Source organism: Spirulina sp. LEGE 11439, assembly GCF_059821285.1.
In genome coordinates this window covers 114,873-130,164 of record NZ_JCAMRX010000012.1, presented here as the reverse complement: position 1 = coordinate 130,164, position 15,292 = coordinate 114,873, and the positions used below count along the sequence as shown (strand labels likewise).

Below are 15,292 nucleotides of genomic sequence, written 5' to 3'. Positions count from 1 at the left end.
ATTTTTATCAAACCCTCTTCCCATGCCTTTTTGCAAGTTTTGTCCTGTACTGAGATCGCTGGTATAAATCAGTAAATAGTAAATAGTGAACTCATTACTAATTATCTAAATAATATTTCCCAAGTTTTTGCGCCGACAATGCCATCGACAGTGAGATTATTTTGTTGTTGAAATGCCCTGACTGCTTCTAAGGTTTGTTCCCCAAAAATGCCATCGATTGTTCCCGAGAAAAGATTTAACACTTGCAGGCGTTCTTGCAAGCGTTTAATAGTTTCACCGCGCATTCCCGATCGCAAAACTGGTAAATTCTCTCTGGCGCGATCGGATGCCCGAGGGGTAGATTCTGGAGGAATGAGGGTAGGTGCGTTAGTATTTCCAGATTGTAAAGCGGGAGCAGCCGGTAAGAGCCTTTGCCAAGTTTGGGTTCCCATAATGCCGTCTATCGGTAATTTTGCCGCTTCTTGAAACCGAGACACGGCAATGACGGTACTTTCGGAATACTGCCCATTCACTGCTCCAGTATAAAATCCCAATAACAATAAAGTGGCTTGCAACTCTCGCACGACATCCCCTTGAGAGCCAATGCGAAGAACGGGACGCTCTGAAGTTTGAGCCGCACTCATCATTGGTGAGAGAAAGAACGAAAGGGAAATTAGAAAGAACAGATACTTTTTCATCACGCTGTTAAAAGAATTGGAGAGCAGCGATCGCGCCCCTTCATTCTATCGCGTTATCGCAAGGCGATCGCGATCGCTCTGAATCCTGCGAACGATCGGACAGGGTTTCCGATAGAATGAGATCGTCATCTTTTGCCTTTCTCCTTTTGTCTCCCCAAATTGGGCAGAGAAAAACCCGCTCGATCCTTTGCAAACTCGCATAAATCGTGACACCAGAGCAACCCTTATTGTCGCCAATATCGAGAAAGCCACCTCTGGCACTCACGATCGCATCCACCCTCAAGGACTTATTTCTCGACGAATTTCAGATCGAACATTCTCGTCCCAGTCTTGAGGCACTCAAAGAATTCGAGCAGTTCCCCATTCGTCCGGGAGTGATTCTCACGGAAGCGGGAAAATTTGCCGGCATGATTTCTCGAGAGCGGTTCTGGGAATACATGAGCCGTCCCTACAGTTGGGAATTATTTTCCAATCGCCCCATTCACAATTTATACGAATTCTTGCGGGTCGATATTTTACTCTTAGATGGCGAGACTTCAATTGTCGAAGCCGCCCGCTACTCCTTGCAACGATCGCCGGAATTGATGACAGAACCCATCGCAGTCGTTCTCTCTCCTCAAGACTATCGCCTCCTCGACTCCCATCAACTCCTCGTCGCCCAAGCACGAATTTTACAACTGACCACGCAACTCCTGCAAGAATCCAGTCAACAACTCGAAGCCGCCAATTTTAAATTACAACGCCTCGCATCCTTAGACGGTCTGACCGGAATTGCCAACCGCCGACATTTTGACAATTACTTGTTACAAATGTTACGACAATCGACGCGATCGCAATTACCTTTATCGCTTTTGCTTGCCGATGTAGATTTTTTTAAAGCTTATAATGATTGCTATGGTCACTTATTAGGGGATGATTGTTTAGTGGGAGTGGCCAAAACCCTGCAAGATAGCGTCAAGGAAAATGCAAATTTGGTCGCACGATATGGCGGTGAAGAATTTGGCATTATTCTGCCCAATTGTGAAGGCAATGTGGCTTGGCAAGTGGCCGAAACCATCCGCAAAAATATTATTGCCCTACAGATTCCCCATTATCGTTCCCAAGTTGGCGATCGCGTTACCCTCAGTATTGGAGGAGCGAGTTTTATTCCGAATAATGATGATACGCCATCAACGCTCATTCAAGCTGCCGATCGCGCTCTTTATCATGCCAAACAAGAAGGACGCAATCGCTGTATTTTTCAGCATATTTAATGGGGTCATGGATAACTGAAAATATGGACATTTTTTTGGGTTCGGTCGCAATTTTTATTTTCTGTCCTCTGTTAGGAGGACTGCCTTTAATTAATTGGATAACTTATGGTTTGACTGGGAAAAAACTGGCCGAGGTGGGAACGGGAAATATTTCGGTTTCGGCGGCTTTTTATCACGGAGGAACTGGGGTAGGGGTTCTCTCGGCACTTTCAGAAGCAGGAAAAGGAATCTGTGCGGTGGCGATCGCTCGCTATTTTTTCCCCTTACAACCCACATGGCAACTCATCGCCCTCATTGCCTTAATCATGGGACGCTATTGGATGGGAAAAGGGGCGGGAACAACCAATGCGTTTTGGGGAATCGTCTTTCACGATCCCGCCGCCGCCGTCTTAATGGTTTTAATTGGAGGAACGAGTTTTACCATTTTTCGCCATCGCGCTACGGGGCGTTTGGTCGGTTTAGGAGTTTTGGCGCTTATTCTCATCTTGCGCCGTCCCCACGATAATGATTATATTTTTGCTGCGATCGCCCTTGCCGTTCTATTGGGCTGGATTTATCACAAAATTCCCGACGATCTTGACTTACCTGTCAGTCAAGCGAAAACTGAGTCTCAAAGTGTCTTTCGATTTTTCCGAGGAGATAATGCCTTGTTAACCTTAAGCGATCGCCTCGATCCTCTCAAAGTAGGTGGAAAAGCGGCGAATCTTTCCCTTCTCAAACGCTGGGAATACAACGTTCCCGAGGGTTGGGTGTTGCCAGCAGGAGACGATCCTCAACCGTTAATCCTCTCGGTTTCTCCATCACCCCAAAATCCCCTAATCGTGCGTTCTTCTGCCATTGGAGAAGACTCGGAAACAGCCTCGGCGGCGGGACAATATCTCACGATTGGCAATATTACCGATGCAGTTGCTCTGCAAGCCGCGATTATTCGATGTCAGACTGCCTATAATAACCCCGCCGCCTTGAATTATCGACGCGATCGCCAGCAACCAGAAGCCTCTCTGGCGGTAATCGTTCAGCAACAAATTTTCGGTCAATTTTCTGGAGTCGCTTTCAGTCGCGATCCCGTGGATGCGACCAACGAGGCGGCGATCGTGGAAGCCTTACCGGGTGGGGCGGCGCAGGTCGCATCCGGACAAGTTACACCAGAACAATATCGCGTTTATTTGACAGTGCGATCGCGCGAATCTGAGACAACGGTCTCTCAAACTCTCATTGAAGGAGAAGGAAATATCCCCTCGGGTCTCATTCGAGAGGTGGCGCAAATTGTTCGCGACTTAGAAGCTCGCTTTCACGGCATTCCTCAAGATATCGAATGGACTTATGATGGGGAAACCTTATGGTTGCTGCAAGCCCGTCCTATTACCACCCTCATTCCTCTCTGGACGCGAAAAATTGCCGCCGAAGTCATTCCAGGTGCCATTCCTCCCCTCACGTGGTCGATCAATCGTCCCTTAACTTGTGGCGTTTGGGGGAATATTTTTAAAATCGTCTTAGGAAAGCGCGATCGTGATTTAGACTTTGCAGCAACCGCAACGTTACATTATTCCCACGCTTATTTTAACGCAACCTTATTAGGGCAAATTTTTCAGCGCATGGGTTTGCCTCCCGAAAGTTTGGAATTTCTCACCCGAGGGGCAAAGTTTTCCCAACCGCCTTTAATTTCTACGATCCAAAATCTGCCCGGTCTTCTCCGTTTATTGGGTCGCGAGCGGTCTTTAAAATCTGATTTTAATCGCGATTATCAAAAATGGTTTTCTCCTGCTCTCAGTGCGCTGAAATCTCCAGCAGGATCTTTAGAAGAAGAAGAGTTACTTGCCCGCATTGAACTGATTTTGTTAACTCTCGAACGGGCAACTTATTACAGTATTTTGGCACCGTTAAGCGTAGCCATTCGGCAAGGAATTTTCAAGGTTTCCGAGCAGTATTTAGATAGCTCGCAATTACCGGAAGTCGAATCTCTGCGATCGCTGGCTGAGTTGGCTGGAAAAACGCGAAATTTACTGCCTCTATCCCGCTTCAACTTTGATAGTTGTCCTTCTTTATTTACTTATTTAGCCGAAACGCCCGATTGTGAAAGTATCCTGCAACAATTCAATGAATGGCTAGAAAAATATGGCTATTTAAGTCAAGTCGCAACGGATATTTCCGTTCCCAGATGGCAAGAAGATCCGCGTCCCATGCGAGAATTATTTACACAATATATCTTTAACGATCGCGGTCGCCTGCAAGTTTTAAAGAATTCTCCCTCTCCTCAAATCCAAGGGGTGCGATCGCGCATCGTCCAACCGCGATTAAACTTAAAAGGACGAGTGAGCGAAGTTTATTCTCGTTTATTGGCAGGGTTGCGCTGGGCATTTTTAGCCTTAGAAAAACAATGGTTGGAGTCGGGAGTTTTGGCAGAAGAGGGGGATATTTTCTTAATTAAACTCGAGGAAATTCGTGCCGTGTTAGAAGAGGAAGATTGGGAATTGCGATCGCGTTTTCCCGATTTAGCGCGACAGCGGCGATCGCGTTGGGAAAAAGACAAGAAACTCTCCCAAGTTCCTTATGTGGTTTATGGCACAACCACCGAGGGAGATTTACCGATTTTATCGGCTTTACCGCCCAAACAGAAGTTAACGGGAATTCCTGCTAGTACAGGGATTGTCGAAGGCAGAATTAAGATTGCGCGATCGCTGGCTGATGGTATAGAAATGAATGAGGAAACAATTCTTGTAGTCCCTTATACCGATGCGGGTTGGTCGCCTTTACTTTCCCGTGCTCAAGGCATTATTGCAGAGGTAGGGGGAAAGTTATCTCATGGGGCAATTCTAGCGCGAGAGTACGGCATTCCGGCGGTAATGGATGTGAATAATGCCCTGCAATATTTACGCAACGGTCAGTTGGTTCGCTTGGATGGTCAAAAGGGGACTGTGGAGATTTTAGACTGATTTACTGATAAAACTATCTTTAATTAATGACTCAATTTTTTCTCCATAGAATGCCTAGGAAACTATCACTAAATCGCTGGTTTCGCCTTCCTTTGGGAGTAATATTTTTAGTTTGTTTGGGGACAATTTATTCATGGAGCATTTTTCGGATTCCTCTGGAAGTGGAACTGCACCTCAGTGCGGTGCAGAGTGCTTTACCTTTTACCTCAATCGTTTTGGTTAATTCTGCGATTATGCCGATCGCAGGTATCTATATCGATCGCTTTGGCTCTCGATCGATCGCCGCAATGGGCGGCTTTCTGGTGGGACTGGGCTATATTTTAGCGGGTTTATCTCACAATTTTATCCTGCTTTTACTCGCTTATGGAGTTTTGGCGGCGATCGGAGTAGGGATGTCCTATAATGCTCCCGTTGCGGCAATCTCCAAATGGTTTCCCGATCGCCGAGGCCTTGCTATCGGTTTAACCGTCATGGGTTTTGGGCTGTCTCCGTTAATCACGGCTCCCATTGCCCGTAGTCTCATCGATCGGTTTGACGTATCTCATGCCTTAATCTATTTGGGTTTGGGGTTTATGTGCATCACGATCCTCCTCGCTTTCACTTTTAATAGTCCTCCCAGTTGTCCCTTACCGCCATCAGAGCAAAAACCTAATTTTTCATCCAATGGAGAAAATATTGCTCCTTGGCGATTGCCGAGATTTTACGGTTTGTGGGTTTGTGCGGCGATCGGGGCAGGATCGGGACTCCTGGCGATCAGTATATCTGTTCCCATTGCGCGAGAATTGATTCATTTAGATAGCAAAACTGCCGCTTTTTGTCTCTCTCTATTTGCCATATTTAATGGTTGCTGTCGCCCTTTATTCGGCTGGCTGACGGAATACCTCAAACCTAGAAAAACCGCCTGCCTTTCTTTTGGGTTAATTTTCTTGGCTTCGAGTTTAATGTTATTCGCAGGAGATGGCAATCTTCTGGTTTATTTAATTGCTTTTTCTTTACTGTGGATGTCTCTGGGAAGTTGGGTGGCTATTGCGGCTATCTCAATGCTAATTTGGTTCGATCCTCAACAATATGCCCGGAATTTTGGTATCCTCCTCCTGGGTTATAGCTTTGGTGGTTTCGTCATTCCACTTTTTGCTGGTCTTATTCGCGATCGCTTTGGCAGCTATTATTATTCTTTTTTATTGACTGCGATTTTAGGAGTTATTGGTTTTGCGATCGCGCTTTTTACACTGCAATCTTCCCCAGCGAAAAAACCTCTGGATTAATATGAATCTAACATTATCCTCTTTTCCCTTTCAACCAATAAGTAACCATCTCTCCTTTCCCTTTAATTTTAATGATTCCGCGCTTTTCGCAAATAAACGTATCTTTGATGCGAACATAGGTTGCCTCGGTAATTTGAATACCATTGGGTTCACCCGATGATTCCATGCGAGAAGCCACATTCACCGCATCCCCCCACAGATCGTAAATAAATTTCTTCGTGCCGATTACTCCTGCAACCACCACGCCACTATTGATCCCAATGCGAATTTGGATTGTCTCATCAGGAAGAAGGGTTTCCGATTGCTGCTCCTGAAACGATCGTACTGCCTCCTGCATCAGCAGTGCCATTTCCGCGATCGCTTCGGCATGATCGGCCATGGGAATCGGCAATCCTCCCGCCACCATATAAGCATCTCCAATCGTCTTAATCTTCTCCAATCCCAAGCGATCGGCCAGTCCGTCGAAAGCCGAAAAAATATGATTGAGCAAATTCACCAACTCGATCGCCGATAGCCGTGCGGAAAGAGGCGTAAAGCCAACAATATCGGCAAATAAAATCGAGACCTCATTAAACTGTTCTGCTAGAGAACCTTGATTTTGCTTCAAGCGTTGGGCAATCGGAGCCGGTAAAATATTTAACAACAACCGCTCCGACTTTTCTTGCTCGATGCGTAGCGCCTGTTCCGCTTCACGACGCACTCGGGCGCTGGCGATCGCATCTCCGACCAACTGCAAAAACTGCACGTCTTCCGGACTCCATTGTTTTGGCGATCGCACCACATCCAAGCCAATTAACCCCACCATTTGACCGCCGTAACTGGTCGGAATGTGAAGTCCCGAGCAGATGGATTCTCGTGCCATTTCCTCCCGTTCTGCCACTGCGTCGAGGGGAATTTCCTCAAGGGATGCAAACTGAACGATGTTTCCTGCTTGGTACTGTTGAAAAAACCAAGGAAAACGCTCGGCAGGAATATTTTGTAAATCGTCGATCGTCGGAGCAATCCCCGTTCGACACCATTCATGAGTGACGGTAAATCGCCGTCGTTCTTCCATTTCCCGATAGCGAAGAATGTAAGCGCGATCGCTTGCCAACATTTCTCCTATTTCCCGCAAGGCAAAAGCAATCGCTGCATCGAGATCCCCATCAATGAATTGTCGAGAAATTGCCCCCAATAAATTATCCCGTTCTGCCTTTTGTTTCAAGGCTTTGACCGCTCGCCGTCGCTCCTGCCACAGACCCATTGCCGCCGCCACCGCCCTGAGCAAATCGACCTCCGATGCGTCCCAATGCCGAGCCTCTTGGCTGTTATCAAAGCCAATAAAGCCGAAAAACTCGCCATTGACGATAATGGGCAGCACCAAAATGGCTAAAATTCTTTGCGGTACGAGAATTTTGCGTTCCTCTCGGGGCAATTCCGCCACAATCCCCTCAATATAGTCTCCCCGTTCCAAAATTTCCTGCCACCTCGGGACGGAATCTTGATAGGGTAAATTTTGCAAATAGGGATTGTTTAATTGCGATCGCACCCCCTCGGCGCACCACTCAGCTTTAATGCTCATTAACAGTTCGACTTCCCTTGCAGATCGAATTGTCGAAGCAAAGTTACCGAGCGCTGTCGAAACAAGGTTGCCGAGCGGCATCGCAAGGTTACCGAGCGCCGTCGAAGCAGGATTGCCGAGCGCCGTCGAAGTATGATTCTCGAAAATATAAACCCGACTTGCCCCGCTCACTCGCCCCAAAGGTTCGAGAATCGAATGATAATTTTCGTGGTTCGCACCTGCCGCTAATAATTGACGTTGCACCTCTACCACCACCGCAGAATAGCGCTGGCGTTTGACGAGAGCCGCTTCGACTTGCTTGCGATCGGTAATATCTCGGGCTACCCAAATCACCGAATCTGTGGAAATTGGCGAAATGGTGGTATCTGACCACACCTCTCTACCCTCGATCTGCAAACTGTATTCAATTTCGACATTATCTTGTTTCTGTAGGGTTTCGCGAATCTGGTTCAAGAAAAAAGTTGCTTGCTTTTCGGGAAAAATTTCATGCAGGGTTTTACCAATGCGGTTGGTCATGGGATCGTAAATGAGGTTTTTCGCATTAGTAACGGGAATTTTGAGATGCCGCCCACTACTGTCAAAGACAAAAATCAAATCCGTCATCGCAGCAAATAAAGCTTTGAGTTCGGCTTCATCTTGCTTTTGTTGCAATATGGTTCCCAACTGACCGGAAACCCCCATAACCAATTCAAAGGCTTGTTCGTCTTGGCGACAAGAATCCGTCAAGAAAAAGGTAAGAATCGCCAAAACGGGAAATTGGTTGGACTCCTGCATAAAATCTTCCCGAGAGGATGCGAGAATGGGCATGGCAAAAGCTGCCCTAAAACCGCATTCAGCCGCCTTTTCCAATCGCAAAAAGACATCATCGTTTTCTGCGGACACATCGCGAACCCACTCGGGGCGGCATTTTACCCAAACTCGTCCGGGAAGTTCTTCATTGGGTAACAAAGTTAAGGCTTCACTGTACTCTCGAAATTCTCTGATTCGTTGTTGGTTGGTTAATGGGTGACTGTTTCCACCGTACCAACTGGGACTGCACACTAAAGCCGAACCATCGACAGAAGGAATCCATGCTTCGCCGTAATGCCAGCCTGTCGTTTCGCAAATGCACTGTAAGAGGATGGCGATCGCACTATCAAAGTCTTTGGCCGTACTAATAGCCTGGCCGACAGTGAGGAGGAGTTCGATTTCTTCTTCCGCTTGCTTGCGATCGGTGATATCTCGCGCCACCCAGATCGCCGATTCTGAAGAAATGGGGGAAATACTGGCAGAAAACCAAACCTCTCGTTCCCCCAATTGGAGTTTGTAATCAAAATTGATGAGTTGTTGTTGGGCGATCGCATACTGGAGGGTTTCCAGCCATTGGCTGGCTGTTTCTTCGAGATAAAACCCGGAGATTGTTTCGCTAATGGGATCGACCTCCATGTCACTATAGAGGCGAGCGGGATTGGTGGGGGAAATTTCTACATTCTCTAACTTGCCATCGCGGAGGGTGACAACCAAAATGATGTTAGTCATGGCTTCAAATACCGTCCGCATTTTTTCTTCTGAGGTGCGAATTTGCTGTTCTAAGAGTTTGCGTTCGCTGACGTTACGAGCAACCCACACCACGCTTTCTTCAGAAACTGGGGAAATCGTGGCAGCAAACCACATTTCTTGCCCCTGGAGGGTCAGAGCATATTCAACAGCTTTTGGTTCTTTTTGTTCTAAAACTTCTTGAATTTGAGCGACAAACCAATCAGCCTGTTCTTGAGGAAAAACTTCGTGAATGGTTGCCCCGACAACGAGGGTGTCAGGCCGGTAGAGTAATTCTCGGTTGCTGGAGGGGATTTTCAGATAGCGGCCTTGGCGATCGAAAATGAGAATTAATTCCGTCATGCCCTCGAATACTCCTCGCAATTCGCTTTCGGCAGCAGCGAGTTGGGCGGTACGCTCTTCGACGCGCTCTTCGAGTTCGGTTTTGGCAATTTCGAGATCGCGAAAGGAGTTTCGCAACTGGATCGCCATGCGATTGAAGGATTGGGCTAAAACGCGAATTTCGGCAATCCCCGGACACCAAGGCAAGAGGGGTTGAACGTTAATTCTTTGGTTGAGGCGACCCACGGCGATCGCGCGGCTGGCGCGACTCAGTTCGAGGACGGGTTTGGTAATCCAACGGGCGGTGGCAATCCCGGAGGCGATCGCAATGATAAAAGCGAGAAAACACAGGCCAATGGTAATGCGGGTATTAGCATGAATTTGACCGAGGAAATCATCTTCGGGAACCACCACGAGGATAAGCCAATCCAAGCCGAATTCTTCTGAGATGGGAGTAATTTGGAAAAAGTAACGTTTTCCCTCGAAAACAAAGGCAAGCTGCTCTCGCTGCACGGCTTGTACTTGGCTCAAATCGCCAAAATACTCGTAAAGATATTTCCCTGTCGCTCGCACGATCGCATTATTACTCTCGTCGATCTTTAAGCGTCTGGCACTGCCGTTGCGTTCGGAAAAGAGGGCTTCTTGGATGGAACTGGCGACGGTATTCCCATTGCGATCGATAATCAGGGTGTTCCCAGTCTTCCCGATTTTCAATTCTTTGAGAAAGCTGCTGATATCCTCGAGCAAAATATCGGTTCCCACTACTCCCAACAGACTCCCGGATTCTTCATAAAGGGGTTGAGAGAGAGTAATTCCCAGCCTTTTGTGAGAGAACATGACATACACGGGACTCCACACCGGCTGATTGACGCGAATAGCGGCTTGATACCAAGCTCGCGATCGCGGATTGTAGTTGGGACGGGCGCTTAGTTTTTCTGTGGGGCGACCCCGTGCGTCGGTGGCATAGGTTTGAAATTCACTATCGGTGGTAAGGGGATCGGCAATTTTGAGGACTGCGTTGCCGTCTTGGGTTCGCCCCGCACCGATATATTTTTCTCCTTCTGTGGCAAATTGAATGGTATGAATCAGTTTGATGGATTTGACTTGCTTCCAAAAATAACGTTCGATGCTCCGGTCATCTGTGGGGGCGATCGCATTGGGGTCGAGGATATTAACAATACTTTGATTGACAATTTTGGGAATGGCTAAATATTCGTTGAGGTTTTGAGCGATACGGGCGGTGACTTCGGCTTGGAGTTGCTCGGCAAGGGAGTGAATGGCGGCTTGTCCGTTGTGGATGGAAAGCCAACCCGTTAGTCCGACGGCTACGAGAATTTGCAAAATAAAGGGGACGATTAAAACGAGGCGCAGGGGAATGCGTCCAATGTTTCGAGAAATAAAAGCCAGCTTGAAGATTTTGGCCATCGTCCTTTTCGCAATTGGCAACTTTTACCAGTCTATTCCTTGATTCCCGAATTTCATATTTAACCGGAGGCGAAGCATGCGGTTTAACTGAAAAGAGTTCCCTACAGCGATCGGCGATCGCCCTTGCAACTCCTTCTTGAAACCGAACGTTCGGTCTAAAATAGGAGTTTAATCGTGAGATCCACGCCCTACAAACTCTCCTTCCGACCGACATACACCCCATACCCGATAGACTCAAACATATCCTTCGAGATTCCCCCCGCTCCCTCCTTGAGAAATCCGCGTGCCTTCCGATCCGTGAAAAACAAGACCAACATCTTCAGAATCCCTTTAACAATTCCCCAGCCCCCGTACAATTCAAACATCCCCTTGGTATCCAAGGGAATATTAAATGGGTGAGGGTTGCTAACAACCTCCTGCAAACCTGCTTCTTGCATCAGTTTTGTCCAGCTATGAGAATCTAGGGCTTCAGCATAAATCACTCGTTTTAAGTATTTCTCCATCTCGGGTGACGGCGGTTTGAGCCAAGTTATCTCATTTATCCCCACATACCCCCCGGGCTTGGTCACTCGCAGATATTCGTTGATTGCTTCTTGTTTGTCTGTCAAGAAGACATTCACTGACTCCGAGATGACCGCATCGAAAAAATTATCCTCGAACGGCAGTTTTCGCGCATCTGCTACTCTAAATTGAACTCGCTCTTCTACCCTTTCGGCCTTCGCTCTGGCTTGGGACTGCTCGATCGCCTTGTCCAACAGATCTACCCCGATCGCCAGACAGTTTGTTGTTTTTGCGAGGTAGCAAGACGTGACCCCCATCCCGCAACCGACATCCAACACGGATTGCCCGCTTTCGATGTGACATAATGAGATGAGTTCCCGTGTAGCTGCCATACTCCCACCGTGCTTGGCCACGCCAACATTGGCAATGAATTCAAAGTAATCTCTCGCAATTTCTGCTGGCATTCTCCCCTCCATTCTCATCCTTCTATGATATCCCATCAAAAAGGACACCTCAGATGAGATGTCCTTCTGCGAGAATCCCGCGCTACTTTGAAAAAAGCAGTTTATCTGAAACCCACCGCCGCTTGCCAAACGAAAGCAAGCAACAGGAAAAATAAAGGGATGAGTGGAAGTACGTCCACGAGGGGATCGAAAATTTGGTAGGCTTCGGGTAATTCCGCCAGCAGCATTGCAACGTTCATTGATTTATTAAGTCCTTCCGATACAGCATTTATTAAGATTTGCAATAGATTTTAACATAGTATGGCGGACTACTTTTCCTCCAACCACTCGGCAAATTCTTCGGGAAAGCGATCGCATTCTATCGCCTCGCGAATGCGTTGGGTAAAGCGCACCAATTCCGTTACGTTATGCAAGGACAGCAAAATATAACCTAGCATTTCCTTAGATTTCACCAGATGATTGAGATAGGCGCGACTGAAGGTTTGACAGCAATAACAGGGGCAAGTCTCATCGAGGGGGCGAAAATCCTCGCGAAATTGAGCATTTTTTAAATTCCATCGCTCTCCTTGTACCATTGCCGTACCATGCCGACCAAAACGGGTGGGAATGACGCAATCAAATAGGTCGATCCCGGCGGCGATCGCTCTCACCATTTCTCGATAAGTCCCGATTCCCATTAAATAACGGGGTTTATTGTCCGGCAAAATAGGGGCAGTGGCTTCGACGATAGGATACATGAGTTCGGGGGGTTCTCCTACGCTGACCCCACCGATCGCATATCCGGGTAGGTCAAAATCGAGAAGCGATCGCGCTGCAGCCACCCGCAAATCCGGAAACACTCCCCCCTGTACGATGCCGAATAAAGCCTGCTCTTGGGGGCGCTGGTGCGCCGTGACGCAACGTTCTAACCAGCGATAAGTTCGGTCTGTGGCGGCCTTGACTTCCTCTCGTTCTGCGGGATAGGGAGGACATTCATCAAATGCCATAATAATATCGGCACCGAGGGCGTTTTGAATGGCGATCGAGCGTTCTGGGGTTAAATGAATGAGACGACCATCCCGAGGCGATCGAAACGTCACACCCTCTTCTTCAATCTTGCGTAATTCACTTAAACTAAAAACTTGAAACCCGCCCGAATCCGTCAAAATCGGCTGTTCCCAGCCCATAAACCGATGTAGCCCTCCCGCCTTGGCAATGAGTTCTTCTCCGGGTTGCAAATGCAGGTGATAGGTATTGGCGAGAATCATTTGCGCTCCGGTTTGTTCGATTTGAGCCGGAGTGAGTCCCTTCACCGTTCCTACCGTCCCGACGGGCATAAAACGAGGTGTTTCTACGATACCGTGAGGAGTATAAAAAATACCTGCCCTCGCCCGCGTGCGAGAACAAGTTTTTTGCAGATTAAAGGAAAAAGGAGAGGAACAAATTTCCCGATCGCCCATTACCGATTCCCCATTATTGTTTGCCCCTTTCAAAAGTCTTCATCATCCATTTGTACGTCCCATTTTGCAGCAAGGACTTGTTCGAGCATGGCTTCTAGTGCCACTTCGTCCAAGTTATCTGCGTTTTCTCGGTCGTGTAGGGAATTGGTTAAAGGAATTAATCGCAATTTGCGGTTATCTTGGATAAGATCGAAAAAGGTTTCTTGCTCGGAAGATTGATGCAGGTGCAGGTAATCGAAACTCTGCACGTTAATATAGAGGGCGTGATTGGCAATTAGCGTTGCTTGCCCGCCATCGGCAAAGACTTCTAAAACGTAACCTTCACCTTGACTTTGCACCCGATCGTCGAGGGAGTGAAGGTAGTAGACCCGCGTTAAGGAACCGAGCAAGCGGCGCATATCATCTTTGTTGACGACAAGACCACTATCGATGATGCAAGGGGCGGGAAGTGATTGGGGGAGTGGGTTGTGACTCATGGGAAACAGCCATTACTGCGAGGATTTCATGGGAATGTTTCATCGTGCCATGAAAGGGTAACATGGGTTGATAAAAATTTATCCTGGGTTTGTCTCAAATAGTTTTCTCTCAAACAACTTCCTGCAAAGAACTGAAAGAACTGCAAAAAAACTATTTTGAGAGCTTGATTGAGCAGTTGAAGACTTACCTCTAGTTTCGATTGGATATCGATCTAGTATCAATCTAGTGGGGTTATTGGGAAATAACACCCTAACCTGATTGGGGGGTCTGACCATTACTCGGGTCGATTTTGCTGACCTTTTTGTCGATCTTTTGTTTGACTGACCTTTAACCCAATCTTAGCTCAATATTTTTCAACTGCCTCGTTTTTAGTCTAACAGGAGATGAAACAATTGAAACCCCCATACGTCTTGAAGTGGTTATTTTTATTTTGGCGGTCTTTTTTGGCGGCGATAATTTTTTATACTTGCCTGCCGTTGCCGAAGATAAAGGAGTTAAGATTCGATCGCGTTGCTCGTTTTGCCCCGGCGATCGGGTTACTTCTCGGCCTGTTATTAGCGGCTACCGATTGGAGTTTACAAGGGTTGCAAATGCCTGTCCTTCCTCGCAGTGGAGTCATTGTTGCGCTGTGGATTTTCTTAACGGGAGGATTGCATCTCGATGGGGCGATGGATGCGGCAGATGGATTGGCTGTCCCCGATCGCGATCGCCGCTTGCAGGTGATGCAGGATAGCCGCAGTGGGGCGTTTGGTGTGATGGCGGCAATTGTTATTTTTTCTTTAAAAACCTTGGCGTTAAGTGAAATTGTTTCTTTTCGCGGTCTGGGTTTAATGTTAGCGGCAGGATGGGGACGTTGGGGACAAATTATGGCGATCGGGCTTTATCCCTATCTTAAATTGCAAGGAAAAGGGGCGTTTCATAAAGAAAATTTACATTGGCCCCAAGATGTCCTCGGGGGTTTCTTGTTATTAGTTGGCGTGAGTGTATTGCATATATCTTTATCTGGAGAAAAATGGTTAATTGCTTTGGGAGTCACGATCGCTGGATTAGTTCTCGCGATCGCAATGGGATATTGGTTCGCTCGTCAACTGGGGGGGCATACTGGCGATACCTACGGTGCAACAGTAGAATGGACAGAAACCTTTTATCTTTGTCTTTTTCTGCTCTTCTCTCAATGGTAAAGGGGAATATCTGAGAATTTTTTTCACCCTCTCCTCAGAGGTAAAGTTTAGTAAAAAGGGTGGTATTCGCCAAAGCTGAAAGCCTTGTCCTACAAGGAATACAGAAATATTCCTTGGTATTCCGTCCACTGAAGCGATCGCAGGGCTAAAAAATATCTGTTTTTACCCGATGAATTAGCCCTAATTGGCGATCGCACTTTAATTCATCCTTATTACTGGAGTGGGTTTACTTTAATTGGCAGCCCGTGGTGAACAGTAA

Annotated in this window: 10 protein-coding genes; 4 read left to right on the top strand and 6 right to left on the bottom strand. The window is 47.3% G+C overall.

The annotated features are described in order from the left end of the window. Positions 1-101: 101 nt before the first annotated feature. A complete protein-coding gene (locus AC6RV6_RS11220) occupies positions 102-677 on the bottom strand; it encodes a peptidoglycan-binding domain-containing protein (protein WP_500240924.1) in 576 nt (191 codons plus the stop codon). A 206-nt stretch (positions 678-883) separates the two neighbouring features. Between AC6RV6_RS11220 and AC6RV6_RS11215 the strand changes: the two genes are divergently transcribed. Genes AC6RV6_RS11215 through AC6RV6_RS11205 form a run of 3 tightly spaced genes read left to right on the top strand, consistent with a single transcriptional unit; the run spans position 884 to position 6,128 of the window. Further along, on the top strand, positions 884-1,930 hold the full coding sequence (locus AC6RV6_RS11215) for a GGDEF domain-containing protein (RefSeq protein ID WP_500240923.1): 1,047 nt from the start codon (positions 884-886) through the stop codon (positions 1,928-1,930). Positions 1,931-1,953: 23 nt separating this feature from the next. Beyond that, positions 1,954-4,863, top strand: a complete 2,910-nt coding sequence (locus tag AC6RV6_RS11210; protein ID WP_500240922.1) for a glycerol-3-phosphate acyltransferase — start codon at positions 1,954-1,956, stop codon at positions 4,861-4,863. Positions 4,864-4,913: 50 nt separating this feature from the next. Then, positions 4,914-6,128, top strand: a complete 1,215-nt coding sequence (locus AC6RV6_RS11205; protein ID WP_500240921.1) for an OFA family MFS transporter — start codon at positions 4,914-4,916, stop codon at positions 6,126-6,128. A 13-nt stretch (positions 6,129-6,141) separates the two neighbouring features. On the opposite strand, the gene AC6RV6_RS11200 is transcribed toward AC6RV6_RS11205, so the two are convergent. The 5 genes from AC6RV6_RS11200 to AC6RV6_RS11180 form a co-directional block, all read right to left on the bottom strand. Next, positions 6,142-10,971, bottom strand: a complete 4,830-nt coding sequence (locus tag AC6RV6_RS11200) for an adenylate/guanylate cyclase domain-containing protein (protein WP_500240920.1) — start codon at positions 10,969-10,971, stop codon at positions 6,142-6,144. Between the two features lie 188 nt (positions 10,972-11,159). After that, on the bottom strand, positions 11,160-11,936 hold the full coding sequence (locus AC6RV6_RS11195) for a class I SAM-dependent methyltransferase (RefSeq protein ID WP_500240919.1): 777 nt from the start codon (positions 11,934-11,936) through the stop codon (positions 11,160-11,162). Positions 11,937-12,037: 101 nt separating this feature from the next. Next, positions 12,038-12,175, bottom strand: coding sequence for a photosystem II reaction center protein K (locus AC6RV6_RS11190; RefSeq protein ID WP_500240918.1), 138 nt, complete (start codon positions 12,173-12,175; stop codon positions 12,038-12,040). Between the two features lie 69 nt (positions 12,176-12,244). After that, positions 12,245-13,375: a tRNA guanosine(34) transglycosylase Tgt gene (gene tgt, locus AC6RV6_RS11185; protein ID WP_500240917.1), complete on the bottom strand. Its 1,131-nt coding sequence runs from the start codon at positions 13,373-13,375 to the stop codon at positions 12,245-12,247. A 29-nt stretch (positions 13,376-13,404) separates the two neighbouring features. Then, positions 13,405-13,851, bottom strand: coding sequence for a hypothetical protein (locus AC6RV6_RS11180; RefSeq protein WP_500240916.1), 447 nt, complete (start codon positions 13,849-13,851; stop codon positions 13,405-13,407). Between the two features lie 384 nt (positions 13,852-14,235). Between AC6RV6_RS11180 and cobS the strand changes: the two genes are divergently transcribed. Continuing rightward, positions 14,236-15,033 carry an adenosylcobinamide-GDP ribazoletransferase gene (gene cobS / locus AC6RV6_RS11175; protein ID WP_500240915.1) on the top strand — a complete coding sequence of 266 codons (798 nt, stop codon included), beginning with the start codon at positions 14,236-14,238 and terminating at the stop codon, positions 15,031-15,033. The last annotated feature ends 259 nt before the right edge of the window (positions 15,034-15,292 follow it).

What these genes read in the sequence shown, in the direction of transcription:
- AC6RV6_RS11220 (WP_500240924.1), bottom strand. Translation starts at nt 677, where the DNA reads ATGAAAAAGTATCTGTTCTTTCTAATTTCCCTTTCGTTCTTTCTCTCA.
- AC6RV6_RS11210 (WP_500240922.1), top strand. Translation starts at nt 1,954, where the DNA reads ATGGACATTTTTTTGGGTTCGGTCGCAATTTTTATTTTCTGTCCTCTG.
- AC6RV6_RS11205 (WP_500240921.1), top strand. Translation starts at nt 4,914, where the DNA reads ATGCCTAGGAAACTATCACTAAATCGCTGGTTTCGCCTTCCTTTGGGA.
- AC6RV6_RS11200 (WP_500240920.1), bottom strand. Translation starts at nt 10,971, where the DNA reads ATGGCCAAAATCTTCAAGCTGGCTTTTATTTCTCGAAACATTGGACGC.
- AC6RV6_RS11195 (WP_500240919.1), bottom strand. Translation starts at nt 11,936, where the DNA reads ATGCCAGCAGAAATTGCGAGAGATTACTTTGAATTCATTGCCAATGTT.
- AC6RV6_RS11190 (WP_500240918.1), bottom strand. Translation starts at nt 12,175, where the DNA reads ATGAACGTTGCAATGCTGCTGGCGGAATTACCCGAAGCCTACCAAATT.
- tgt (WP_500240917.1), bottom strand. Translation starts at nt 13,375, where the DNA reads ATGGGCGATCGGGAAATTTGTTCCTCTCCTTTTTCCTTTAATCTGCAA.
- AC6RV6_RS11180 (WP_500240916.1), bottom strand. Translation starts at nt 13,851, where the DNA reads ATGAGTCACAACCCACTCCCCCAATCACTTCCCGCCCCTTGCATCATC.
- cobS (WP_500240915.1), top strand. Translation starts at nt 14,236, where the DNA reads ATGAAACAATTGAAACCCCCATACGTCTTGAAGTGGTTATTTTTATTT.